Source organism: Pseudomonas sp. PS01270 (assembly GCF_029959775.1).
GTDB classification, from domain to species: Bacteria; Pseudomonadota; Gammaproteobacteria; order Pseudomonadales; family Pseudomonadaceae; genus Aquipseudomonas; species Aquipseudomonas atacamensis.
In genome coordinates this window covers 1-25,102 of record NZ_JASCPT010000005.1, presented here as the reverse complement: position 1 = coordinate 25,102, position 25,102 = coordinate 1, and the positions used below count along the sequence as shown (strand labels likewise).

The following is a 25,102-nucleotide window of genomic DNA, read 5'->3' as shown; positions in this document are numbered from 1 at the left end:
TGCCGCCACGCGCGGCATGGAGCATCATCATGGCAAAGGTCATTGCCCAAATTACGGCCAGGCTGCCGCGCCTCATGGAGGCAGGCGAATACAGGAAGCTGCGGTACGCCGGCGGGAAGCCGAGTCTGCAGCAGTTGAAAAAATGGATTGAGGAAGGCGAAGTTGTGGGAGAGATAAAAGGCGGGATGTATTTCGTGGATCTGCAGGCGGTTGTGCTGGGTTCGAATGATCCCCTGCTCGCCAAGATGATGGAGGTGGGCTGATGGCTCCGCCGCGCGCCAGGACAATCAAGAACCGGGATCTGCCGGCCAACCTTTACCCGAACGGGAAATATTGGCAGTACAAGAACCCGATCACCGGCAAGAAGACCAGCATCAACAAGCCGATGGCGGAGGCCATCAAGCTGGCCAACGCCGCCAATGCGAAGTTGCTGCCCTTGCTGGCCGACGACGGCGCGCTGCTGGCAATGCTCACCGGCGAGGCCGCGCCGAAGTTCAGCGGGTGCCTCGATCGTTTCGAGAATGAATGGCTGGGCACCAGGAACTATGCCGAGCGAACGTTGAAGGAAATCAAATTCAAGTTGGCGCGGTACCGGGATGACCTGGGCGATTTGATGATGGGGCAGCTCGACGTGCTGACCGTGGCCGAATACCTCGACGGATTCGAGAACAACGCCTACACCAAGCATCGCGGCCTGCTCGTTCAGATCTTCGCTTTCGCCGTGGCCAAGGGCTTGTGCGAACGCAACTCGGCCGAGCTTACGCTGGTGAAGAAGGAGGCCGAGAAGAAGCGCCAGCGCCACACGGTCGAAGGGTTGAACACGATTTTTAATTACGTGGGGACACCGGTCTGGCTGAAGCGCGCGATCCGACTGGGTTTGCTGAGCCTTCAGCGGCGGGAGGATATCGTGATGTGGCCGAAGTCGGCCGTTGACCTCGAGCAGAACACCATCAAGGTGTCGCCCGGGAAGACGCAGAACTATGGGAAGCCGGTTCACTTGGAGATTGCCATGGGCCCGGCGCTGCGCGAGGTGGTCGCCGAGTGCATGCGGTCGCCCGTCGTTTGCCCTTACCTCATCCACTACTCGCCGAAGGCCCGCAAACGGTCGCAACTCGATGCCAAGCTTCATTGGAACGCCGTCACGCCCGACTACCTGACCAAGTCATTTGCTCAGGCGCGGGATGATTCCGAGGCATACAAGGACATACCGTCCGGCGAGCGCCCCACTTTTCACGAGATTCGGGCGCTGGGTGCGTGGCTGTACGAGCAGCAGGGTTTCCCGCAGGAATATATCCAAGGGCTGATGGGTCACGCGGACGTCAAAATGACTGAACACTACCAGGCAGGCCATGGCGATGACGCCGTGGTGTACATGCGGGTGAGCGCCGACCTGAAGGTGTGAGCGGTGGTCGTTTGCCCAAAATATTCCCAAAGTTTGCCCAAAGGCCAGACAACAAAAAAGGGCTCACCTTTCGGTGAGCCCTTCTAGACCGCCCAGCAGAGCGGATTTTGTTTGGTAGGCGCGATTGGACTCGAACCAACGACCCCCACCATGTCAAGAGCCACCATGCTAGGCGTAGAGCTACGAAGCTCAAGGCCCCGAGAGAACGCCCATTCACATCATGAGGCGTCAACAATGGCTAATATCCGCTCCCTTCCCTCTGGTAACTGGAACGCTCAGGTACGTCTGAAAGGGAAACCTGCTCAGTCCAAAACCTTCCCTACTCAAGCAATGGCCCAAGCATGGGCTGACCAGCTTGAAGCTGTCACCAAGGAACACCAAACCCATACGCTCTACACCTTGGGCATGACCTACTGTGAAACCTTACTCAAGGGTAAGGGTAGCTATGACCATGCAATCAAGATCGTTGACCAGCTATATGCTGCGTTCCCCCAGTCAATTCATGACATCACCCCTCAGCTAGTCAATGACTTCAAGCTGAAGCGTCTACAGACGGTCAAGCCTGCTACCTGTCGCATTCAGTTAGCGTTCATGTCCCGTTTCTTCAGGTTCGCTAAGCGTGGCCTGCTAATCGACATACACAACCCCGTAAGTGATATCGCCCTACCCAAGCCAGATAAATCTAGCGACAAGGTAATCAGTGCTGGCGAGCTTAGACAGTTGCTCAACAAGCTATCCCCTACCATGGCGCTCATCGTGGAGCTTGCCTTTGAAACCGCTATGAGACGATCAGAAATACTCAAGCTCACAACTCACTGCCTTCACCTGGAGGATCGAATTGCGGATGTGATTGATGGTAAGAACGGCACTAGGTCTGTGCCCCTAACCATTAGAGCCATAGAGTTATTGAAAGAGGCTCAGCGTCTCGCATTAGCAGACAGAGCACACAAAGGAAGACTGTTCACTGTGACGCCTCATAGCGTCTCACAGGCTGTCAGATTGGCAAGGAACAAAGCAGGCTTGGACAATAGCGTTAGGCTTCACCAATTAAGACATACCCGAATTACTAACGTAGCTAAGAAAGGGTTTAACAACGCCCAGATAATGATTGTGTCGGGACATAGGGATACAAGGTCAGTCGCTAGATACTCTCACCTAAACGCTAGGGATGTACTTCACCTCATTGACTAAGCTCGCTGCAAGCTCACGAGAGCGACGATAACAGACAGCCCCACCCAACATAGCCATATAACCTAATAGCCCCTTCACAGGGGCTTATAGTGATAATGAGTAATGGGATGATGAATAGCGAGAGTTACCCTTAGAAAATAATTTAGAGAACCGTTGTAGTCTTTCCTCTCAAAATTAAGTAATAGTACATAGAGGCGTTAAATTTCCACCTGACAAACACCCACTCTTTGAGTCTGAGGGAATGGGCTGTGCTGTCTCTTGAAAAGTAATGCCATAACACGCAATCGATTGAGAGAACACTATGACTATCACACTGGAAGAGATTATCGCTATCCAGCACCAAGCATTAAATACGCTACCACGAAAGATCATCTATCTGATGATCCGCAATAGTGAAGACGCTACAGGATGGGCCACAATTTCTAGAGGTTCATTCTCTAGCGCAACTGCACTACCACGCCGAAGTGTTGACTACGTAACAAAGCATCTAATGAGCGTTGGTCTAATTGAAAGACGCAAATCAGCAGAGCATGTTAATGCCACCTACCAATATCGTGTAATCGAAGCTTAAGGAAACCCTATGAAAACCATCACTATGACAGATGTTAACGAGCTCGCTCGACGCACAGGTAATACTCCCATGGGAGTCCTCACAGAGTTAATTGAACAAGGCTATCAGCTAACAGAAGAAGCACCCCAATCAAAAGGCAAACCTCTTAGCTCCGCCAAGGATGCCCTCTCACAGTGGAAAGAGTCCAAGCAACGTGTAGCTCAGGAAATGTATGCGGGAGATCCTTTGGTTCGACAGCTAATGGACGCTGAAAACGCGTCTAAAAGCTTCGCTCCTCAATCCCAGAAAAGCATCCTTCAGCGTGATGAACAAGGTAACCTCACAGGCACATCTAAGAGCATGCTCACAGGCGCCACTATGAAAGAGCAAGCTGAGCTAATGGCCGCGATCCGTGCCTCTTACAATCAAGGAGATAACTAATGGGCAACACCTATCTAACAGAAGCTGAACAACGAGCACTACAAGAACGACGCTCCGAGCTAGGAGCAATGGATTGTAGCATTGAGCAGAAGAATCGACTCATCACAGGTATACGTGACTACAAATTCGTTGAATATGGCATGAGCCAGTATGGCTACTATCAGGTTCTGAAAATCAAGGGAAACAAAGTTCCTGAAGAACTCACTGGCAACTTCACCCATCCTAACTACATCATTAAACAAGTAGACAGTTTACTCAAAGAAGGAAAACTGATTGAGCCTAAGTGAGTCAAGGGTCATATACGTAGCAGAAGCCACACCGGGTACGGGCAAGACAGAACAATTCATCAGAGAGCTAGACTACGATCCCTACAAACGCTATCTCTATGCTGTACCTACCAAGGTACTGTCAAAAGATGTCGTTAAGCGTATCCAAGCAATTGGCATTAATCACATTTGCGTAATCAATAGTGACACCCACAAGCATGTCACTGACACCGTAGAATGTACACTCCTAGAAGATGACCCCAAGGTTCTTATCATCACGCATAAGACCTTACTAGACCTTGATCCTTGCTACCTGCAAGATTGGATTGTGGTCATTGATGAAGTCCCATCTGTCGCTAACAATCTCACCCGAGATATTGGCGACCACGCCTATACAAACTTCCTAGAAAAATTCATTGAGATTGATAGCGTCTCGACCAAAGCATCTATCAAGCAAGGAATGACCAAGGAAGCACGAGCGATCTATTCAGATGTAATCGATGACAAGGGAATGTCAACAATCACCACTTGCTTAGGAGCATTGCTCAGAGGCAAAGCGGACGTATTCATTAAAGAATATCTGAGCAAGAAGGAAAGCAAGTGGAAGTGGCAAGTTAGGGTAATTGATTACTTTGACTTGAGTGGTATCTATGAGCACGCCTCTGAGACACACATCCTTGGAGCTAATGTTACAGGCACCCTTGCATATCAACATGCCCTTACCAAGGGTTATACCATTGCAGAGTCTAAATTCACACCAGAATACAGACGCTATAAATTTGAGAGCTACATCTACCCATTGATTGGGGGCAGCAAGGTTAGCAAGACCATGCTCCTTACGCTCCCTGATGGGGCTGTAGCTGAAGACTGGAGCGATAGTGTCTACGGGCATACTCTGTTACGTGATGCTATAGAGTTCGTGCAAGGCGAACCCATCCTTGTACAGGTTCATGAGTGGTGCAAGTACCCATTTGACAACCACCCTAATGTAATACGCATCCCCTTTGATGCAAGGGGTTTGAATGGCTATTCAGACGTACACCACACACTTTCGTTAATTCATGGTAACCCTAACCCTATTGATGACCAGAACAACTCTGAGATGCTGGAGAAGATGGATATCTCTTCAGCAATAGGTAAGCAAGCCCTGCGTAATGAACGCTACAGAGAGTTAATATTTCAAGCCGCTACACGTAGTAGCATCAGGACATTCAACAATGATAGACCTACAGTTCACTTCGTACCTACAGAGGAATCAGCACGTCACCTAGCATTTGATCTTAGGGGTAATCATCTAATCCTAAAAGACCTTACTCGACCAGCGCCACAAACTAACTCAAGAAGCAAGCTAGAAGAAAATATGATAATCGCCAAAGAGTTGTCATCAGATGGCTTATCAGCAAGGAAGATTGCTAGCCTAATGGGAGTTAGCAATAGAACTGTAAGCTTGTGGCTAAAGAAGCCTGTGTAATTTTCCTTAAAGATACTCTAAGGGATTTTACACACTTTAATACTTAACAACCAAGATCAAAAGCAACGTCGGCACAGCCGACAAAGAGCCCGCATTAAAGAGAGAATCAAAAGCAGAGCAACCATTAGTAATCTGCTCTTGATCTTTCTTATTTGCGTATGCCACTCCGTGGCGTGTTCTTGCTTTTGCTTCTGTCACGCAGTGACGCTAAGATAATATTGATAACCGAGAACAATCATGTCAGACCTAGACACAATTAGAATACCTAGCTTCGTATCATTTGCTATCAAAAATATAATTATCTCCAGAGGACTAGCCAAAGAGATAATCGATAAGCGCAATGATAATAGAGAGCTATACAACATCTCCCTTCATAATCGCCTTACCCTACAGTCAGTGGGTTATATCTCACGCTGCAACATTAAAGACATCGAGCAAGCGCCAGCGATCTAGACAGTGTACTACCTCCTAACCCTCCTGCTATGCCTTCAATACACCCAAATACTAATCTTACAGATAATGCAGAATTACAGCATTTTAGCCATAGCCCTAAATATCACCTGCCACGCACTCACATTAATAATAACAACGCAACATATAAGACAGAGAGCACCATGAACCTTACAGATAAAGATAAGAACGAATACATTGAGACCAATTCACACTGCGACCTAGCTAAACGCTTAGGCGTAAGCATACTCACTCTAGATACTTATGCAGAAGAACAAGGATGGAAAGAGGAGCACCGGATTTACTGGCACGACAAGTCCATTGAAATATTGAAACAGGAGCTAGTCAATGGAAACATAGCAGCGGTTAAGGAGATGCTTAAGGTAACTGGTAGTGTAAGACCTGTAGGACGCCCAAGGAAGGTAGATGTTGAGCGTGAAGTAGCGATTAGTAAGCGCATTGCTGATGAATATGAAGCTGACGTACAGAGACTCAGCCTTGGAGGCGGCTAGTAGAATAATTATTTATTAAGATAGAGGGGGTGTATTGGCTTTGAGGTAGAGCGACCAGATTTATTTTTGATAAATGAAATAAAAGAGGAAGCCAATGACACCGACAATCAACGCTAACGCTCCGAGATTTAAAACCAATCTAATCAGTACGACCTTGAGCGTTTCCACGCAATCATCCTCTTGATGGGCATAGCAATCCTTTGTCGCGTCCGCTCTGCTAGGTGCTCACCTAGTACCCCTTGGGGGTGCTCAATGCGTTGCCACACTGGCCGTTCTTCACAGGGGCTAACGCCTGCTGTGCCTGATAGTTCAGCTATCAGTTCCTGCCCTCCTAACAACGCCAGAAGGGGTAAGCGCTCCACCTCTGAGGGTGGCACCTCGGCCTGTTTACTAACCACCGGCTCGGTCTTCTGAGCGTTCACATCACCACTACACCATCCAAGGTTCGCTATGACGCTACTGACGTTGAAGCGTCTCACTCTCTGAGGCATACAGTTGACTAGTTTCAGTTAGGCCCGTTTGCCTATGAATCGCGAACATACAGTGGCCAAATGCAGTCCGTCAAGCCTATCCCCTCCGCACATGACATGTCATAGCTGCCAAAGCTCGCGTGGACGCCTCAGCGCTCCTTGCCTGGGTTATATATCCGTCCACACAATCACGAAAGGGCAAACTGATAGCGTACGAGAGTATTAATGCAGAACAAACGATTGAAGCTGCAATCCATTTCATATGCGCTCCATGATACTCAGGCCCATGGCAGGCTATTAACACGCCCATAAATGTGACCATCACTGATGTAGCAACTGGTATACCCGGAAGGACCGTAGATATGTCGCTCACTGATATAGCAGCTTGTATAACCTTTGGGTCCATAGATATGACCATCGGAAATCCAGTGACTAGTGTATCCCTTCGGGCCATAGATATGGTTTTCGCTGATCCAATAACCTGTATACATCACACGCCCCTCGCTCCTTAGACTCAACAACGAATAGCAGATCGCCACCATTTTGGCTAGAAATTCACGAGCGACATTGCATACATAAGCACCCCACCCCCAACCCCCTTCCCCACCCCGTTAAACAAACTCTCACAGGAATTCCTACAGGCTCATTCAAGGCGTCCATGATTCAACACATAGCGTTGGTGTTGTAGAGCGTGGCCGATAGGCGTTTATCGCCTCACAGCAGGCACGTAGCTCAGTTGGTTAGGCAGCATGCCCTTGTGAGGTACGAACAACGGGCAAGGGAGTGAGCTTGCGAACGTACCACCACCTAGACAAGAAAGGGCTCAAGCCTTACGCATCAATAGGTTAGGTATGGTCATTCACAATTCTGAGTGTGAACAGAGGCAGGCATGAGTGAACGTTCACATTGCCTTGTGTGAACGAAGCGTATAATTTGTGAACGTTTTCTTAGGCAAAGAAAAAGGGGAACCCTTTCGGATTCCCCCTCACACCGCCCAGCAGAGCGGATTTTGTTTGGTAGGCGCGATTGGACTCGAACCAACGACCCCCACCATGTCAAGGTGGTGCTCTAACCAACTGAGCTACGTGCCTGCTGTGAGGCGGCATTCTACGGAATTCCGGAGGGGTGTCAACACCTTTTTTTCACCTAACCCTATGAATATGCAAAATATTTAATTTCGCCTCAGCGACGAAGATTTTCCGGTGGCTGGCGGAGGTTTTTCAACTCGGGTAGGATCGACGCACTCGTAAAATATATTAAACAGAGGCGGCAGGATGGCGAACACCCAATACCCAGAGTCTTATTACGCTGCGTCGGCCAATGCCGTACCACCACGCCCTGTGCTGCAGGATGATGTGGAGACGGACGTCTGTGTGATCGGCGCCGGGTATACCGGGCTGTCGTCCGCTCTGTTTCTGCTGGAGAACGGTTTTCGCGTAACCGTGCTGGAAGCGGCGAAAGTCGGTTTTGGCGCTTCAGGCCGAAACGGCGGGCAGATCGTCAACAGCTATAGCCGCGACATAGACGTCATTGAACGCACGGTCGGCCCCAAGCAGGCGCAACTGCTCGGCGAAATGGCCTTTGAAGGCGGCCGGATCATTCGCGAGCGCGTGGCCAGATACAACATCCAGTGCGACCTGAAAGATGGCGGTGTATTCGCCGCCCTTTCCGCCAAACAAATGGGCCACCTGGAATCGCAAAAGCGCCTGTGGGAACGCTTTGGCCACACCCAGCTGGAATTGATGGACCAACGCCGCATCCGTGAAGTGGTGGGTTGCGATCAATACGTCGGTGGCATGCTCGATATGAGCGGCGGCCACATCCATCCGCTGAATCTGGCGCTCGGTGAAGCAGCGGCAGTCGAGTCTCTCGGCGGCACCATCTATGAGCAATCACCTGCCGTGCGCATCGAGCGCGGGGCCAATCCGGTTGTGCATACGCCGCAGGGCAAGGTCAGGGCCAGGTTCATCATCGTTGCCGGCAACGCCTACCTAGGTAATCTGGTGCCGGAACTGGCGGCCAAATCGATGCCGTGCGGCACTCAGGTGATCACCACCGAGCCCTTGGGTGATGAGCTGGCGAAAGCGCTTTTGCCGCAGGATTACTGCGTGGAGGATTGCAACTATCTGCTCGACTACTATCGCCTGACCGCCGACAAGCGCTTGATCTTCGGTGGCGGCGTGGTTTACGGCGCTCGCGATCCGGCGAACATCGAAGCGATCATTCGCCCGAAGATGCTCAAGGCCTACCCGCAACTCAAGGATGTGAAGATCGATTACGCCTGGACCGGCAACTTCCTGCTGACCTTGTCGCGCTTGCCTCAGGTCGGACGACTGGGCGACAACATCTATTACTCGCAGGGCTGCAGCGGTCACGGCGTCACCTACACGCATCTGGCTGGCAAAGTCCTCGCCGAAGCGTTGCGCGGTCAGACCGAGCGTTTCGATGCCTTTGCCGACCTGCCCCACTACCCCTTCCCCGGCGGGCAACTGCTACGCACGCCGTTTGCCGCGCTGGGCGCCTGGTATTACGGGCTGCGCGATAAGTACGGTCTATAAACACCATTGTGGCGAGGGGATTTATCCCCGTTGGGGGTGCGAAGCGCCCCCTCTTGAGCAGGAGGGGACTGCTGCGCAGTCCAACGGGGATAAATCCCCTCGCCACAGTAGATTCAGCAAGGCTTAGGATCAGAGCTGATCCCGAGCGATGCCGCTGCGAATCCGCAGGATATCTGCCAGCACCGCCAGCGCAATTTCCGCCGGTGTCTTGCTGCCGAGGTTGAGGCCGATCGGCGCATGAATCCGCGCCAGCTGCGCCTCGCTCAAACCACCAATGCGACGCAAGCGCTCAAAGCGTTTTTGCGATGTCTGCAGCGACCCCATCACACCGATGTAAAACGCCTCGGTCCGCACCGCCTCCATCATCGCCAGATCATCGATACGCGGATCGTGGGTCAACGCCACTACCGCCGTATCGCGATGACAACCACCGTCGGCAATAAACACCGAAGGCAACTGCCGACGGATTTCCACGCCATTGAGCACCACACCTTCCAGCACCTCCTCGCGCGGATCGCAGAGAATCACTTCGAAGCCAAGCCCTACCGCGAATTCGGCACAGGCCTGCGCCACACTGGAGTAGCCGGCGAGCAACAAGCGCTGTGCTGCACCGATACGGATGCGCACCCGATCAATCTCACGCTCGATCCGTGCACCCTGCTCGCGATCAGCCAACAGAACGCGCGCACCGCTGGCCAGATCGACTTCGCGAAGCAGACGACGCTGACCCAGCAGCGCTGATTCCAGTTCACGCAGATGCGCCTGCACCGCGCAGTCGGCGTCAAGTTTTTCCACCAACACATCGAGAATGCCACCGCAAGGCAGACTGACCCGCGAGCGCGGATCATCGCCTTCGCCGTAACGCACGACGCTGACTGCTTCGAGAAACGCACCTTCGGCGACGCGTTCAAGAAAGTCCTCCTCGACGCAACCGCCCGACAGCGAACCGATCCACTGCCCGCCTTCATTCACTGCGAGCAGCGAACCCGGCGCGCGCGGCGCCGAGCCGTAAGTGGTCAGCACCGTGCACAGCCAGATTCGCTGCCCGGCCACCGACCATTCCAACGCCCGACGCACCACTTGCAGATCGAGATGCTGCATATCAGTGGGCCTTGTGCTCGACGCTCGGTGCGTCGGATTGCAGCTTCTGCACTTCGCTCACCGCCAGTTCAGCGCCCTGCCCGCCCCAACCCTGACGCAGGTAGTTGAGCAGATCAGTCAATTGCTCAGGACTGAGCTTTTCAGCAAAACCCGGCATCGGCTGCATGTGCTCGAACCCGGAGAACTTCTGTTCGCCGATGCCATCTTCGATCACTCGCAACAGGTTGCGCGGATCTTCCAGACGCAACGTGGTGTTGCCACGCATGGCCACTGCGATGTGCGGCTTGCCTTCACCGCCAGCCGCGTGACAACCGGCGCAGACGTTCAGATATTCCTGACGGCCGCGCTGAGCACTCGGGCTGAGCTTGTCGAGCGGCACCTCGACGAGCTCTTTGGCTGGCGGCGGTTGCTCACCCAGCAGGAATGTTGCCATTGCTGCCAGATCAGCATCGCTCAGACCCTGAGTGCTGTTGTGGAACACCGGGAACATTTCGTTGAACATCGTTCCTTGCGCGCTCATGCCGTGTTTAAGGAACGTGCTCAGATCCTGCTGATTCCAGCCGCGCGCGGCCAGGTCGGTGGCCAGCAGGCTCGGCGCCAGATAACCATTGAGGATGCCGCCGGTCATGCGCTTGTCCATTTGCATCGCGCCGGGCAGGCCGCGTGGCGTATGGCATTCGCCGCAGTGACCGAGAACGTCGACCATGTACTGGCCGCGCTTCCACGCCTCACTTTTGCCTTCCGCCGATTCCAGCTTGACCTCTTTGCCGTAGAGCATGTTCCAGCCGGTCAGGCCCAGACGCACATTGAACGGAAAGCTCAGGCTGGTCACCGGCGCGGCGCGTTCGATCGGCTCGATGGTTTTCAGATACGCGTGAATCGCATCGGAATCGGCGCGCGGCATCAGGTGATACGAGGTGTACGGCATCGCCGGATACAGATTCGCACCGTCGCGCCGCTTGCCTTCGGTCAACGCAGCGAAGAACTCATCATCGCTGTACAGACCGATGCCGTGCTCTTTGCTCGGGGTGATGTTGGTGCCGTAGATCGTGCCGAATGGCGAGACGATCGGCAGGCCGCCGGCATAGGGCGCGCCACCCGGTGCGGTGTGGCAGGCCATGCAGTCAGCGGCGCGGGCGAGGTATTCGCCGCGCTTGACCTGATCGTCGGCGTGGGCCGCCATAAGCGGCGCAGCCAGTCCGACCGCGAGGGCCAGGCGGGTCAGTAAATGCTTCATGCTCAACCCTCCTTGACCAGACCAAGATCGGTCAGCACGTTGCGCGTGGCGTTGTAATAACGCACGTAACCGGTGCAGCGGCAGACGTGATGGCCGAGGCTGTCCTCGATCACCTGTTCCAGCTGACTTTTGACGATCGGCTGGCGCTGCAGCTTCTCGACCAACACCGTCGCGGCGTTGACGAAGCCTGGCGCGCAATAGCTGCACTGGAAGGCGAACTCGTCGACAAAGCGCTGCTGGATCGGATTGAGCTCGGTGACCTGACCCTGCTCGTCGCGAGTGGCGTGGCCTTCGATGGTGCGGACTTTCTTGCCCTCGAAGTAGTGCGCGCCGGTGATGCAGGTGCGCACTTCTTCGCTGGTACCGTCTGGGTTATCGACGATCACCACGCAGGCGTGGCAGATCCCCTGACCGCAGCCCAGCCGCGAGCCGGTGAGGTTTTTGTATTCGTGCAGGTAGTCGATCATCGGCAGGTCATCAGGGATGTCCACCGGGCCGACGGATTGACCATTGAGGGTCAGTTGAAGCGGACGGTTAGCCATTGAGGGCCTCCTTGATGCGCGCAGCGGTGATAGGCAAGTCACGAACACGTTTACCGATGGCGTGCGCCACGGCGTTACCGATGGCACCGACAATCGGGATCATCACCACTTCGGCGATGCCCTTGGACGGATCGCTCGGCGACAGCGGCGGCAGGATCTCCGCAGTCTGCTTCCACACCGCAACGTGACGCGCCATCGGCAGACGGTAACGGTTGAAGTTCCAGTCACCCTCCCCCGGCCCGCCTTCGTACAACGGCATCTCTTCCATCAGCGCATGACCAATACCCATGGCGATACCGCCTTCGAGCTGGCCCTTGACCAACTCTTCAACCAGCACCCGACCACACTCGATCCACGAATGGTGGTTGAGCACCTGAACTTCCGCCGAGCCTTTATTGACCTTCAACTCGACCAGCGTCGCGACCGGGCTGTAATAGGTCACGGCAGCGTTGTTCAACTGGACCACCGGGTAGTTGACGTTCTGCCGATCAAGCAAGTGGAAGCCGGCGCTGTTCATCTGCGCTTTCTTCGCTTGCGGCGCGCCATCGCCGTATTTCACCGCCAGACCGTCGAGCGGCAGGCGCTCGCGCACGCCGTCGATGCTGTATTCAGCCTCGGCCCAGCTCCAACGGTTGAAACCGTGCACCGTGGCGCCCGTCACCAGCCCGCGTTCGTGGGCGCGCTTGGCCAGCTCTTCGAAACTCAGCGGCTGCATGCCGTTGGCGGTCAGCTTGCCGTCGATCCAATGCGCATCTTCGCGACGCACCACATAAGGGTTGGCCTGGCCGCCGTACGGACCCTGACGCCAGATCTCCAGCGCCGCCGGCCACAAGCCGTGGTTGAACAGCACACGCGCCGCTTCACGGGTCGCATGACTGAAGTAATAGGCGGAGTTGGTCGCCGAAGACGCCGACGCCAGCTTGCCGACCCAGCGCGGATTGCGCAGCAGATTGTCCTGCTCGGCCTGACTCATGATGTAAGGGTTGCCGCTGGTGATCAGCTGCATTTCCTGCCATTCGGTTTCGCCGGTCTTCACCTCGTGCGCCGGGCTGCCGAGGAAATCGGCGACGACCAAGGCTTGCGAAGTGGACATGCCGGTGCCGATTTCGATACCGATGTGGCGCAGAGTAATGCGCCCGTCTGCAGTGAATTCGATGCTGGCCATCGGCGCTTCGGAGCCGGTGCCGAAGTCTTTCTGGCAGATGGCGAAACCGACGCCGTACCAGTTATCCGGGTCTGCCGCTTCACGTTGCTGCTTGATCGTGTCGCGATTTTTCCAGACTTCGTGCACCGAGGCTTTGTCGAGGATTTCATGCAGGCGCAGTGCACCGGCCGGGATTGCGCCCTGGGTGTTTTTCATGCCGGATCGCAGGGCATTCCTGCGGCGCAAATCGATGGCGTCGACACCCAGGCGATTGGCGATCTCGTCGACCATCATTTCGGTCGCCGCCATGCTTTGCAGAGTGCCGTAACCGCGCATCGAACCCGCCTCGACCGCGCGCGAGTGATACGCGGTGACCTGCAGATCGTTCTGCGGCATGTAGTAGATCGACTGCGCTGCGGTGGCGCCAACCGCCGCCACCGATGGGCTGTAGTTGACCCGACCGCCGCCATCGACGCTCATTTCCGCGCGGAAAATCTTGAAGGTGTAGTCGTTCTTGTCCACGGCTAACTGGTAGCGGATGTCGAACGGGTGACGCTTGATGCCGCTCTGGAACTGCTCGTAGCGGTCGTTGGCCAGACGCACCGGCACACCGGCGCCGTACAGCGCGGCCAGGGCTGCGTAGTAGACGAAAATGTTGTGGTCTTTGGAGCCATAGCCGACGGTATAGCCCGGGTGCATGTTCAGATTGGCCAGGCCGAAACGCGACGGCCCGATCATCTTCGCGGTCTCGGTCGCGACTTCCAGCGGGCACTGCGTCGCCACGACGAAATGCAGGGTTTTGGTTTTCGGGTCGTACCAGCCGTTGCCGTTGTCCGGCTCGAGGGCGGCCGGCTCGATCGACGGCGTCTTGTAGCGCTCATCGAACACCAGCCAGTTGTCTGGCGGCGTGTCGATTTCCTGCTTCATGCGATCGGCGTAGAACAGGCCGCGCTCGGTAAGGTTGCCATGCAGGTTCGGCGATGCATTCCACACTGGACGGCGGTTCTTCAGCATCGGGAACAGGATCGAATCCTTGAGGCTGGCGAACTCGTCTTCGTCCGCCGAGGTCGCGCCGCCGACGCGCACGTAGCGGAAGCTGCCGTAGGGATCGCCTTCGTAGAACGGCACTTTGGCGCCGTAACGAATCGCTTTGTCATTGAATTTGAGTTGATTCTTGGCCTGACGGAAACGCTCGAAATCGTTCCAGATCAGAATCGCTACCGGGTGACCGATGAACATCGGCACTTTGCCTTCCGGCAGCAATGGATCAGGCGCGTGCTCTTCGGGGAAGTGGATACCGTCCTTGTCCAGATCGGCAGCGGTAACGATGCGGTCTGGCTGCAGATCAGCGCCGAGCCACGACAGGTCGTAGCCTGCGTAGATGCGGTCGGCCTTGATGGTTTTCAGCAGCATGGCGTGACCCTGTTGCTCAGGCCAGCCGGGCATGTCCTTGGCGCGGATGTCGCGGGCAAACACCTTGCTGCCGCAGACCTTGGACAAGGCATCGTTGCGTTGCCGCGCCTTGCCGTTATTGCCGAGCCATTTCTCGGACGGCACGGTGACGCTGTTTTCCATCAAGGCAGCCAGCGCCTGACTGCTGAGCGGCGTAAGCGTAACGCTCACACCCGCCACCAGCCCGCCCTGGAGGAACGAGCGCCGGGATATTTCACGGTTGGACATGGATCATCCTCTGGGCGGTTATAGGTCCGCCCTTGTGGTTATCTACTGGGGATCTCGAGTCGTGCAGAAGCTCTTTCTGGCGAAGCAAAGAGCTGTGTTGACAGTGCAAAGCTGACCGAAAGGTTAACTTTAAAGGTTTCTGCGCCCACAGCAAACAACCAGTTACAAAAACCTGACTAAATAATCAAAAAAATCAATGCGACGTGGCACCGCAGTAGGCTTGCAGAGATTCTTGTAGGAGCTGTCGAGTGAAACGAGGCTGCGATCTTTTGATCTGGATTTTTTAAGAGCAAGATCAAAAGATCGCAGCGTGCCGCAGCTCCTACAGGACGATTTGCGCAGGAGTTCGAGAGGGGAATAACCAAATTTCAGACACAAAAAACCCCGGTCTTTCGACCAGGGTCTTTGCTATCGATCCGATTCAGCCGATGGCTGGTTTCGGCGCTTCAAGGCGTTCAGTGGTCCTTGAAACAGATATGGCGCAGCGGACGGGACTCGAACCCGCGACCCCCGGCGTGACAGGCCGGTATTCTAACCGACTGAACTACCGCTGCGTATCGCTTTGAGCTTGCGCTCAAGTAACTCGTTTTGATTACCGGCTTCGGTGCCTAGCAATCGCGAACCAGATCAATCTGACTCGTAAAATATGGCGCAGCGGACGGGACTCGAACCCGCGACCCCCGGCGTGACAGGCCGGTATTCTAACCGACTGAACTACCGCTGCGCGTCGGTGCAGGCACTTTCAGCCTACTCTCTTGCTTGCGCAAGCTTCTCGGGAGTGGTGGGTGATGACGGGATCGAACCGCCGACATTCTGCTTGTAAGGCAGACGCTCTCCCAGCTGAGCTAATCACCCGTTTGCATCTCCGAGGCCGCGAAATTTACGCAGGTGGCGAAGCTAAGTCAATAGCAGGATTGGAGTTTTTTTCAAAAACGGGTTTTAGCTGCAAGCTGCAAGCTCCAAGAAAAAGCAGGATCACCTAAAGCAGGCACACCAGCGTCTTGCTTTAGCTTGCAGCTTGCAGCTGCCTTTCACTGCTCGTAGATCATCTTCTTGGTCATGCCGCCGTCGACGACGAATTCCTGGCCGGTGACAAACCCGGCATTCCTCGACAGCAACCACGCCACCATCGCCGCCACGTCCTCGACAGTCCCTACCCTGCCCGCCGGATGCTGAGCATGATCGGCATCGGCCAAAGGTTCGGCGCGACGCACCGAGGGATCACGGGCATCAATCCAGCCAGGACTGACTGCGTTCACGCGGATTTCCGGTCCAAGGCTGATTGCCAGCGCATGGGTCAGCGCCAACAGCCCGCCCTTGCTCGCCGCATACGCCTCGGAGTCCGCCTCCGACTGTCGCGCGCGGGTCGAGGCCAGATTGACGATCGAACCGTTGTGCGCACGCAGATAAGGCGCACAGTGCTTGGCCAGCAACATCGGCCCGCTCAGATTCACCGCCAGCACCCGATTCCAATACGCCAGATCGAGGCTTTCCAAGGTGATGTTGTGCGGATCGGCGACCGCCGCGTTGCAGACCAATGCATCAAGGCGACCAAACTGCCCCAATACCTCGGCCACGCCCAGCGCGACCTGATTTTCGTCGGCGACGTCCATGGCGATGAACCAGGCGTTCTCGCCCAGCACCTTCGCCACTTTCGAACCACGCACCCGATCAAGATCGGTCAGCACCACCTGCCAGCCTTCGCTGATCAGCCAAGCGGCGATTCCGAGGCCAATACCGCGCGCAGCCCCGGTGACCAGCGCCACGCGGCCATGGGTGTTGGCCGCGGGTGTGGACAACTCGATCACAATGCCGCCAGACCGCGCGCCAGGTCAGCTTGCAGGTCAGCCACATCTTCCAGACCGACCGCAACGCGGATCAGACTGTCACGAATGCCTGCCGCTTCACGCTCCTGGGGCGCCAGACGGCCGTGGGAAGTGGTGCTTGGATGGGTGATCGTGGTTTTGCTGTCGCCGAGGTTGGCGGTGATCGAAATCAACCGCGTGGCATCGATAAAGCGCCAGGCGCCTTCTTTGCCGCCCTTGACCTCGAAGCTGACCACCGCACCAAAACCCTTCTGCTGGCGCTGGGCCAACTCGTGCTGCGGATGGCTCTTCAGACCGGCGTAATGGACCTTCTCGATGCCGTCCTGCTGCTCCAGCCATTCGGCCAGCGCCTGAGCGTTCGCGCAATGCGCTTTCATGCGCAGGTTGAGGGTCTCGAGGCCTTTGAGGAAGATCCACGCGTTGAACGGGCTGAGGGTCGGCCCGGCGGTCCGCAGGAAACCCACCACCTCTTTCATCTGTTCACCGCGACCGGCGACAACGCCGCCCATGCAGCGACCCTGACCGTCGATGAACTTGGTCGCCGAGTGCACGACAATGTCCGCGCCGAGCTTCAGCGGCTGCTGCAACGCCGGGGTGCAGAAGCAGTTGTCGACCACCAGCTGCGCGCCCTTGGCATGAGCGATTTCAGCCAGGGCGGCGATATCCACCAGCTCGGCCAACGGGTTGGACGGCGACTCGACAAAAAGCAGTTTGGTGTTGGACTTGATCGCCGCGTCCCAAGCTGACAGATCGGCCAGCGGGACGTAATCGACTTCGACGCCGAAGCGTTTGAAGTATTTCTCGAAGAGGCTGATGGTCGAGCCGAACACGCTGCGCGACACCAGCACATGATCGCCAGCACTGCACAGGCTCATCACCACCGCCATGATCGCGGCCATGCCGGTTGCCGTGGCGACGGCTTGCTCGGCGCCCTCCAGCGCGGCAATGCGTTCTTCGAACGCGCGCACGGTCGGGTTGGTGTAGCGCGAATAGACGTTGCCAGGCACTTCGCCGGCAAAGCGCGCCGCTGCATCGGCAGCGGTGCGGAACACGTAACTGGAGGTGAAGAACATCGGGTCACCGTGTTCGCCTTCCGGCGTGCGGTGCTGACCGGCACGGACGGCCAGGGTATCGAACGCTACGCCTTCGAGGTCGCTGTCCAGCCGACCGGCATCCCATTCCTGACTCATGCTGTCTCTCCTTGCTGTTCTCGAACAATAAATATCAGATACAAAACCGGCCCCTCAGGGCCGGTGGAAACTCAGTTGTTGTACAGATCGATGATCGCACTGACTGCCTGGGTCTTGACCTTCGAGGCATCGTTGCGCGCCTGCTCGATCTTGTTCAGGTAAGCCTCGTCGACGTCACCGGTCACGTACTTGCCATCAAACACTGCGCAATCGAAGTGCTCGATCTTGATCTTGCCGCCGCCGACCGCTTCGATCAAGTCAGGCAGATCCTGATAGATCAGCCAGTCTGCACCGATCAGGTCGGCCACGTCTTGAGTCGAACGGTTGTGCGCGATCAGTTCGTGGGCGCTCGGCATGTCGATACCGTACACGTTCGGGAAGCGCACCGCAGGTGCCGCCGAGCAGAAGTAGACGTTTTTCGCGCCGGCTTCGCGGGCCATCTGGATGATCTGCTTGCAAGTGGTGCCGCGCACTATCGAGTCATCGACCAGCATGACGTTCTTGCCGCGGAATTCCAGCTCGATGGCGTTGAGCTTCTGGCGTACCGACTTCTTGCGTGCGGCCTGGCCCGGCATGATGAAGGTGCGACCGATGTAACGGTTCTTGACGAAGCCTTCGCGGAATTTCACGCCAAGGTGATTGGCCAGTTCCAGCGCTGCGGTACGGCTGGTGTCCGGAATCGGGATGACCACGTCGATGTCGTGCTCAGGGCGCTCGCGCAGGATCTTCTCGGCAAGCTTCTCGCCCATGCGCAGACGTGCTTTGTACACCGACACGCCGTCGATGATCGAGTCCGGACGCGCCAGGTAGACGTGTTCGAAAATGCACGGGGTCAGCGACGGGTTGGTTGCGCACTGACGGGTGTGCAGCTTGCCATCTTCGGTGATGTACACCGCTTCGCCTGGCGCGAGGTCGCGGATCAGGGTGAAACCGAGCACGTCCAGGGAAACGCTTTCCGAGGCAATCATGTACTCGACGCCTTCGTCAGTGTGACGCTGGCCGAACACGATCGGGCGAATGCCGTGCGGGTCGCGGAAACCGACGATGCCGTAACCGGTGACCATCGCCACAACGGCGTAGCCACCAACGCAACGGTTGTGCACGTCGGTCACGGCGGCGAACACGTCTTCTTCGGTCGGCTGCAGCTTGCCGCGCTGGGCCAACTCGTGGGCGAACACGTTGAGCAGCACTTCCGAGTCGGAGCTGGTGTTGACGTGACGCAGATCGGATTCGTAGATCTCCTTGGCCAACTGTTCAACGTTGGTCAGGTTACCGTTGTGCGCCAGTGTGATGCCGTACGGCGAGTTGACGTAGAACGGCTGGGCTTCGGCCGACGTCGAGCTGCCGGCAGTCGGGTAACGGACGTGGCCGATACCCATGTGGCCGACCAGACGCTGCATGTGACGCTGCTGGAACACGTCACGCACCAGGCCATTATCCTTGCGCAGGAACAACCGGCCATCATGGCTGGTCACGATACCGGCAGCGTCCTGGCCGCGGTGCTGGAGCACGGTTAGCGCGTCATACAGCGCCTGATTGACGTTCGACTTACCGACGATACCGACGATGCCACACATGCGACGCAACCCCTACTTAATGGATCTGAACTGAACAGCACTCACTGAGGCGTTTTCGCCGTCGGCAAGAGTTGCTCCTTGAACGGAATCTCAGCGGGTACGCTGATTCCGCTGGCAAGCCACTGACTGCTCCACCCCAGTATCAGGTTTTTGGACCAGTCGGCGACCAATAGAAACTTGGGCACGAGCTGTGATTCTTTCCACCACCCGTCCTGCTGTACCGGCCCCAGGCTCAACAGCCCGACCGCCACGACCACCAGCAACACGCCACGCGCTGCGCCGAAGGCCATGCCGAGGAATCGATCGGTCCCGGACAACCCGGTGACGCGAACCAACTCGCCGATAAGATAATTGATCATTGCGCCCACGATCAGTGTGGCGACAAACATGATGGCACAGCCCGCGATCACGCGAGCCGATGGGGTTTCGATGTATCCGGCGAGGTACTCGGACAGTGAGCCACCAAACATCCAGGCAACCGCTCCTGCGATGATCCAGGTCAGCAGCGATAACGCTTCCTTTACGAAGCCGCGGCTCAGACTGATCAATGCGGAGATGGCGATGATTGCAACGATCGCCCAGTCAACCCAGGTAAATGGCACAGTGCAGCCTACAGACGGATAAGGCGGCGCATTTTAGCAGAGCGCATGGCTGTCGGTAAGCTGCGATTGTCAGTGCTTTTCAATCGAGGTGATAGATTTCAGCCACGTTCAGGCTGAAAACGGACAACGAAGCCTTTGAGGTTCTGCTGACGACTCAGCAGATCACGCAGACGGTCGGCTTCGGCACGCTCGATCAGCGGACCGACGAACACCCGATTCTTGCCATCGGCCGAACGAATGTAGGCGTTATAACCCTGGCTGCGCAGGTTCTTCTGCAGGCTCTCGGCGCTGGCGCGGCTCGACAGGCTGGCAAGTTGCACCGACCAGCTCACCGACAGACCGTTGGCATCGACGCGGCTCTGCGTGGTGTCAGGCTTGCTGTTTGCGGAGGTGATTGGCTGAGCCGGCGCCGGAATCGGCTTGGCCACCGGTGGCGGCGTTGCCGGGCGGGCAATCTGCGCCGGGATGGTCGGTGCCGGGGCGGCCGGAGCAGCAGCCACCACTTCTTCAGCGACCTCTTCGTCCGTTGGCACCGGTTCTTGCGGCAAAGCCTGGGGCTCAGGCACGGCGACCGGGTCCATTTGCACTTGCGGCATGGCCGAAGGCTGAGGCGCAGCCGGGGCCTCGACGGTCACCTGACGCTGCTCATCCTGACGGGAAAACAGCATCGGCAGGAAGATCACCGCCAGCGCCACCAGCACCAAAGCGCCGACCATGCGCTGCTTGTACGCTTTATCCAGCAAAGCCATTTGCCGCTTCCTCCGTGGAGCGCCGGGCCAGCCATTCAAGGGCCTCGGCGACACAATAAAATGATCCGAACAACAGAATCTCGTCGTCGCTGGTTGCCTCAGCGCACTGCCCTTCCAGAGCGGCCGCAACGCTGGCATAGGACGTAACCGAAGCACCAAGGTTCTGCAGCGCTGCCTCAAGCTCAGCTACGGGACGCGCACGCGGCGAATCCAGCGGCGCGACAGCCCAATGCGCGACACTAGCATTCAATTCGCCAACAACACCATCGAGATCCTTGTCCGCCAGCAACCCGAACACCGCCAAACGCTTGCCAACCGGCGGCCGCGCAGCCAGACGTCGCGCGAGATATTCAGCGGCATGCGGATTGTGACCAACATCCAGCAACAGGTTCAGGCGCTTGCCGTTCCATTCGAACGAACGACGATCGAGGCGCCCGACCACGCGCGTCGCCTGCAACGCCGCGACAATCTGTTCGGCATTCCACGGCAAACCTGTCAGCAGATAGGCTTGCAGCGCCAGCGCGGCGTTTTCCATCGGCAGATCAAGCAGTGGCAAATCACGCAATTCGACCGCTTGGCCCTGCGCGTCGGTACCGCGCCACTGCCAGTGCTGCTCAGTGATGCCGAGATCGAAATCGCGACCACGCAGAAAAAACGGGCAAGCCAGTTCGCGTGCCTTGTCGAGCAGCGGTTGCGGAGGATTCAGGTCGCCACACAGAGCAGGCTTGCCCTGGCGGAAGATTCCGGCCTTCTCGAAGGCTACGGATTCGCGGGTATTGCCCAGATAATCGGCGTGATCGACACCAATACTGGTGACCAGCGCGATGTCGGCATCCACCACATTGACGGTATCCAGACGCCCGCCCAGACCCACTTCAAGCACCACAGCATCAAGCGCGGACTGTTGGAACAGCCAGAACGCCGCCAGGGTGCCCATTTCGAAGTAAGTCAGGGAAGTGTCGCCGCGGCCCGCCTCGACCGCAGCAAAAGCTTCGCACAGCTGGGCGTCAGTGGCTTCGACGCCGTTGAGCTGCACCCGCTCGTTATAACGCAGCAGGTGCGGAGAATTGTAGACGCCAACGCTCAGGCCCTGCGCACGCAGCAAAGAAGCCACGAACGCGCAGGTCGAACCCTTGCCGTTGGTGCCGGTGACCGTGATCACCCGAGGCGCCGGCTGGCCCAGCCCCAAGCGGGACGCTACCTGTTGCGAACGCTCCAGGCCCATATCGATGGCCGACGGATGCAACTGCTCGAGGTAGGCGAGCCATTCACCAAGGGTGCGCTGGGTCATACGTTGGCAGGCACCGGCGGCACCACGATCGGCTCGATCGGCGCGGCGACGAATTTCGGCGTCGGCTTGCCAGTCATTTGTGCCAGCAGGTTACCCAGACGCGGACGCAGTTCCTGACGGTGAATGATCATGTCGATTGCACCGTGCTCCAGCAGGAATTCGCTGCGCTGGAAGCCTTCCGGCAGTTTTTCGCGCACGGTCTGCTCGATTACCCGCGGACCGGCGAAGCCGATCAGGGCTTTCGGTTCGCCAACGATGACGTCACCGAGCATCGCCAGACTGGCGGAAACGCCGCCGTAGACCGGGTCGGTCAGTACGGAGATGAACGGAATGCCTTCTTCACGCAGACGCGCCAGCACGGCCGAAGTCTTGGCCATCTGCATCAGCGAGATCAGCGCTTCCTGCATGCGTGCACCACCGGAGGCGGCGAAGCAGATCATCGGGCAGCGGTTTTCCAGTGCGTAGTTGGCAGCGCGAACGAAGCGCTCACCGACGATGGCGCCCATGGAACCGCCCATGAAGTTGAATTCGAACGCCGAAACCACTACCGGCATGCCCAGCAAGGTACCGCTGACCGAGATCAGCGCGTCTTTTTCGCCGGTCTGCTTTTGCGCGGCAACCAGGCGATCCTTGTACTTCTTGCCGTCGCGGAATTTCAGACGGTCAACCGGCTCCAGATCAGCACCCAGTTCGTTGCGGCCTTCCGGGTCGAGGAAAATGTCAATGCGCGCACGTGCGCCGATGCGCATGTGATGGTTGCACTTGGGGCAAACGTCCAGGGTCTTTTCCAGCTCCGGACGGTACAACACCGCCTCGCAGGATGGGCATTTGTGCCACAGACCTTCAGGCACCGAGCTCTTCTTGACCTCCGAGCGCATGATCGAAGGGATCAGTTTGTCTACTAACCAGTTGCTCATGCTTTCTTTCTCCAGTACCGGCGGCCCGAACGCTCTGGTTCGCAGCCCCGCGTATGCCCTTGAGCTAAATTCATGTGTGTGGCGATGGTTGCCGAACAGTCGCGGTCAGCGCGAAACATGACCTGCGTACGATTCAGCAACCCTCAGCCGCGCCTGCTTTGTGCAAGTGCATTGATGGACGGCGGCAGACTGCCAGCCGTCACATCGACGATGTATTGCCGCGCACCGCGTTGATGAATGCGCGAATCTTGTGGTGATCCTTGATGCCTTTGCTCGCTTCTACCCCGCCGCTGACATCCACCGCGTAGGGCTTGACCCGTGCTACCGCGTCGGCAACGTTCTCCGGCGTCAGGCCGCCGGCCAGAATCAGCGGTTTGCTCAGGTGTTGCGGAATCAGTGACCAGTCAAACGCCTCGCCGGTTCCACCGGGCACCCCTTCGACATAGGTGTCGAGCAGTACGCCACTGGCGCCGGGGAAGGCATCGCAGGCAGCGGCAATGTCATCGCCAGCCTTGACCCGCAGCGCTTTGATGTACGGACGATGCCAGCCTTCGCACTCCTGCGCACTTTCGTCGCCATGGAATTGCAGCAGATCAAGCGGCACCGCATCGAGGATTTCTCCCAGCTCGCAACGACTGGCGTTGACGAACAGCCCCACGGTGGTGACGAACGGCGGCAACGCCTTGATGATCGCCCTTGCCTGCTGCACATTCACTGCACGCGGGCTCTTGGCGTAAAACACCAGACCGATCGCATCGGCACCGGCTTCGACGGCGGCCAGTGCATCTTCAATGCGGGTAATGCCACAGATCTTGCTGCGAACAGCTGACATGTCAGGAAAACCTCAAGGCAAAATCCGAAAACGTCCCGGATGGTAACAAAAGCGTCCGAGGGCGTCAGCCGTCAAGTTCGGAGAAACCCGTAAGGAAATGTGGCCCGATAAAGCGCTCGGGCAACGGGAATTCGTCGTGATACTCGACCTGCACCAGATAGAGCCCATATGGATGCGCCGTCACCCCGCCGGAGCGACGCTCGCGACTCTCCAGCACTTCTTTCATCCACTCCACCGGGCGCTCCCCGGCACCGATGGTCATCAGCACACCGGCAATATTGCGCACCATGTGATGCAGGAACGCGTTGGCACGAATGTCGAGCACGATCATCTTGCCGTGACGGGTCACGCGCAGGTGATGCATCTTCTTGATCGGCGACTTGGCCTGGCACTGACCGGCCCGGAACGCGCTGAAATCGTGGGTACCGATCAGGTACTGCGCGGCCTCGGCCATACGCTCGGCGTCGAGCGGACGGTGATTCCAGGTGATTTCTTCATTGAGGTGCGCCGGGCGAATCTGATCGTTGTAGATCACATAGCGATAACGCCGGGCGATGGCCTTGAAGCGCGCATGAAAATGCGCCGGCATGACCCTGGCCCAACTGACGCTAATGTCGTGGGGCAGATTGATATTGGCGCCCATGACCCAGGCTTTCAGCGAGCGATCAACCTGGGTGTCAAAGTGCACCACTTGGCCGCAGGCATGCACGCCGGCATCGGTACGCCCGGCGCATTGCAGGGAAACCGGCGAATTGGCGACTTTCGACAGGGCTTTTTCAAGCTCTTCCTGCACCGTCGCCACTCCGGTCAGCTGCCGTTGCCAGCCGCTGTAACGCGAGCCTTTGTACTCAACGCCCAGCGCGACGCGGTAAAAGCCGTCGGGCGCCATTTCGGCGACCGGGTTATCTATGTTTGCCAAGGTGGTACAGCCTGCTGATTTTGCAAAGGCGGGCATTATAAGGCGGTGGGCCGGGGATGCCAGAGGTTCTCTGTCGCATGATCTGCCGCCATCGCTGGCAAGCCAGCTCCCACATTGATTTGCGGCGTGCACCCAACCTGTGGGAGCTGGCTTGCCAGCGATGACGACGGCACTCACAACCCTT

Annotated in this window: 22 protein-coding genes and 4 tRNA genes; 9 read left to right on the top strand and 17 right to left on the bottom strand. The window is 57.0% G+C overall.

Going from position 1 to position 25,102, the window contains the following annotated elements; all coding sequences use genetic code 11:
* Positions 1 to 29 precede the first annotated feature (29 nt).
* The 8 genes from QMX86_RS03170 (at position 30) to QMX86_RS03135 (ending at position 6,283) form a co-directional block, all read left to right on the top strand.
* Positions 30 to 263 (top strand): hypothetical protein, encoded by a 234-nt coding sequence (locus QMX86_RS03170; RefSeq protein ID WP_282382061.1) that lies wholly within the window; start codon positions 30 to 32, stop codon positions 261 to 263.
* Complete coding sequence (locus tag QMX86_RS03165) at positions 263 to 1,402, top strand: tyrosine-type recombinase/integrase (protein ID WP_282382064.1); 1,140 nt, start codon at positions 263 to 265, stop codon at positions 1,400 to 1,402. Before QMX86_RS03170 ends, QMX86_RS03165 begins: the two co-directional genes overlap by 1 nt.
* Before the next feature lie 234 nt (positions 1,403 to 1,636).
* Complete coding sequence (locus QMX86_RS03160; protein ID WP_282382066.1) at positions 1,637 to 2,593, top strand: site-specific integrase; 957 nt, start codon at positions 1,637 to 1,639, stop codon at positions 2,591 to 2,593.
* 301 nt (positions 2,594 to 2,894) lie between these two features.
* The gene (locus tag QMX86_RS03155; RefSeq protein ID WP_282382069.1) at positions 2,895 to 3,164 is read left to right on the top strand and encodes a hypothetical protein; all 270 of its coding nucleotides are present in this window, start codon (positions 2,895 to 2,897) and stop codon (positions 3,162 to 3,164) included.
* A gap of 9 nt (positions 3,165 to 3,173) precedes the next feature.
* Positions 3,174 to 3,584 (top strand): hypothetical protein, encoded by a 411-nt coding sequence (locus QMX86_RS03150; protein ID WP_282382072.1) that lies wholly within the window; start codon positions 3,174 to 3,176, stop codon positions 3,582 to 3,584.
* Entirely contained in the window at positions 3,584 to 3,871 is a 288-nt protein-coding gene (locus QMX86_RS03145; RefSeq protein ID WP_282382075.1) for a hypothetical protein, read from the top strand. The genes QMX86_RS03150 and QMX86_RS03145 overlap by 1 nt, the downstream gene beginning before the upstream one ends.
* Positions 3,858 to 5,321, top strand: coding sequence for a DEAD/DEAH box helicase (locus QMX86_RS03140; protein WP_282382078.1), 1,464 nt, complete (start codon positions 3,858 to 3,860; stop codon positions 5,319 to 5,321). Before QMX86_RS03145 ends, QMX86_RS03140 begins: the two co-directional genes overlap by 14 nt.
* A 614-nt stretch (positions 5,322 to 5,935) precedes the next feature.
* Positions 5,936 to 6,283, top strand: a complete 348-nt coding sequence (locus QMX86_RS03135) for a hypothetical protein (protein ID WP_282382080.1) — start codon at positions 5,936 to 5,938, stop codon at positions 6,281 to 6,283.
* A gap of 1,484 nt (positions 6,284 to 7,767) precedes the next feature.
* Here the strand turns inward: QMX86_RS03135 and QMX86_RS03130 are convergent.
* Positions 7,768 to 7,844 (bottom strand) — tRNA-Val (locus QMX86_RS03130).
* 183 nt (positions 7,845 to 8,027) lie between these two features.
* Between QMX86_RS03130 and QMX86_RS03125 the strand changes: the two genes are divergently transcribed.
* On the top strand, positions 8,028 to 9,311 hold the full coding sequence (locus tag QMX86_RS03125) for an FAD-binding oxidoreductase (RefSeq protein ID WP_282382084.1): 1,284 nt from the start codon (positions 8,028 to 8,030) through the stop codon (positions 9,309 to 9,311).
* 129 nt (positions 9,312 to 9,440) lie between these two features.
* On the opposite strand, the gene QMX86_RS03120 is transcribed toward QMX86_RS03125, so the two are convergent.
* The 16 genes from QMX86_RS03120 to truA all read right to left on the bottom strand — a co-directional run bounded on the left by QMX86_RS03120 (position 9,441) and on the right by truA (position 24,888).
* Complete coding sequence (locus QMX86_RS03120) at positions 9,441 to 10,412, bottom strand: XdhC family protein (protein ID WP_282386004.1); 972 nt, start codon at positions 10,410 to 10,412, stop codon at positions 9,441 to 9,443.
* A 1-nt stretch (position 10,413) separates the two neighbouring features.
* Positions 10,414 to 11,649, bottom strand: a complete 1,236-nt coding sequence (locus tag QMX86_RS03115; RefSeq protein ID WP_282386002.1) for a cytochrome c — start codon at positions 11,647 to 11,649, stop codon at positions 10,414 to 10,416.
* Positions 11,650 to 11,651: 2 nt separating this feature from the next.
* Complete coding sequence (locus QMX86_RS03110) at positions 11,652 to 12,191, bottom strand: (2Fe-2S)-binding protein (RefSeq protein ID WP_016773947.1); 540 nt, start codon at positions 12,189 to 12,191, stop codon at positions 11,652 to 11,654.
* Positions 12,184 to 15,015: a xanthine dehydrogenase family protein molybdopterin-binding subunit gene (locus QMX86_RS03105; protein ID WP_122700518.1), complete on the bottom strand. Its 2,832-nt coding sequence runs from the start codon at positions 15,013 to 15,015 to the stop codon at positions 12,184 to 12,186. The genes QMX86_RS03110 and QMX86_RS03105 overlap by 8 nt, the downstream gene beginning before the upstream one ends.
* Before the next feature lie 477 nt (positions 15,016 to 15,492).
* Positions 15,493 to 15,569 (bottom strand) — tRNA-Asp (locus tag QMX86_RS03100).
* A gap of 93 nt (positions 15,570 to 15,662) precedes the next feature.
* Positions 15,663 to 15,739, bottom strand: a tRNA-Asp gene (locus QMX86_RS03095).
* 55 nt (positions 15,740 to 15,794) lie between these two features.
* Positions 15,795 to 15,870: transfer RNA gene (locus tag QMX86_RS03090), tRNA-Val, on the bottom strand.
* Positions 15,871 to 16,046: 176 nt separating this feature from the next.
* Complete coding sequence (locus tag QMX86_RS03085) at positions 16,047 to 16,823, bottom strand: SDR family oxidoreductase (RefSeq protein ID WP_071171659.1); 777 nt, start codon at positions 16,821 to 16,823, stop codon at positions 16,047 to 16,049.
* Complete coding sequence (locus tag QMX86_RS03080; protein ID WP_016773944.1) at positions 16,820 to 18,031, bottom strand: O-succinylhomoserine sulfhydrylase; 1,212 nt, start codon at positions 18,029 to 18,031, stop codon at positions 16,820 to 16,822. The genes QMX86_RS03085 and QMX86_RS03080 overlap by 4 nt, the downstream gene beginning before the upstream one ends.
* Positions 18,032 to 18,102: 71 nt before the next feature.
* Positions 18,103 to 19,608: an amidophosphoribosyltransferase gene (gene purF, locus QMX86_RS03075; RefSeq protein WP_016773943.1), complete on the bottom strand. Its 1,506-nt coding sequence runs from the start codon at positions 19,606 to 19,608 to the stop codon at positions 18,103 to 18,105.
* Between the two features lie 41 nt (positions 19,609 to 19,649).
* Positions 19,650 to 20,210 (bottom strand): CvpA family protein, encoded by a 561-nt coding sequence (locus QMX86_RS03070; RefSeq protein WP_016773942.1) that lies wholly within the window; start codon positions 20,208 to 20,210, stop codon positions 19,650 to 19,652.
* A 98-nt stretch (positions 20,211 to 20,308) separates the two neighbouring features.
* Positions 20,309 to 20,959, bottom strand: coding sequence for an SPOR domain-containing protein (locus QMX86_RS03065; protein WP_122751125.1), 651 nt, complete (start codon positions 20,957 to 20,959; stop codon positions 20,309 to 20,311).
* A complete protein-coding gene (gene folC, locus QMX86_RS03060) occupies positions 20,943 to 22,250 on the bottom strand; it encodes a bifunctional tetrahydrofolate synthase/dihydrofolate synthase (protein ID WP_122751126.1) in 1,308 nt (435 codons plus the stop codon). The genes QMX86_RS03065 and folC overlap by 17 nt, the downstream gene beginning before the upstream one ends.
* The gene (gene accD, locus QMX86_RS03055; protein ID WP_016773939.1) at positions 22,247 to 23,167 is read right to left on the bottom strand and encodes an acetyl-CoA carboxylase, carboxyltransferase subunit beta; all 921 of its coding nucleotides are present in this window, start codon (positions 23,165 to 23,167) and stop codon (positions 22,247 to 22,249) included. Before accD ends, folC begins: the two co-directional genes overlap by 4 nt.
* 199 nt (positions 23,168 to 23,366) lie before the next feature.
* Positions 23,367 to 23,999 (bottom strand): phosphoribosylanthranilate isomerase, encoded by a 633-nt coding sequence (locus tag QMX86_RS03050; protein WP_024012391.1) that lies wholly within the window; start codon positions 23,997 to 23,999, stop codon positions 23,367 to 23,369.
* A gap of 64 nt (positions 24,000 to 24,063) precedes the next feature.
* A complete protein-coding gene (truA, locus tag QMX86_RS03045; RefSeq protein ID WP_016773937.1) occupies positions 24,064 to 24,888 on the bottom strand; it encodes a tRNA pseudouridine(38-40) synthase TruA in 825 nt (274 codons plus the stop codon).
* Positions 24,889 to 25,102: the final 214 nt, after the last annotated feature.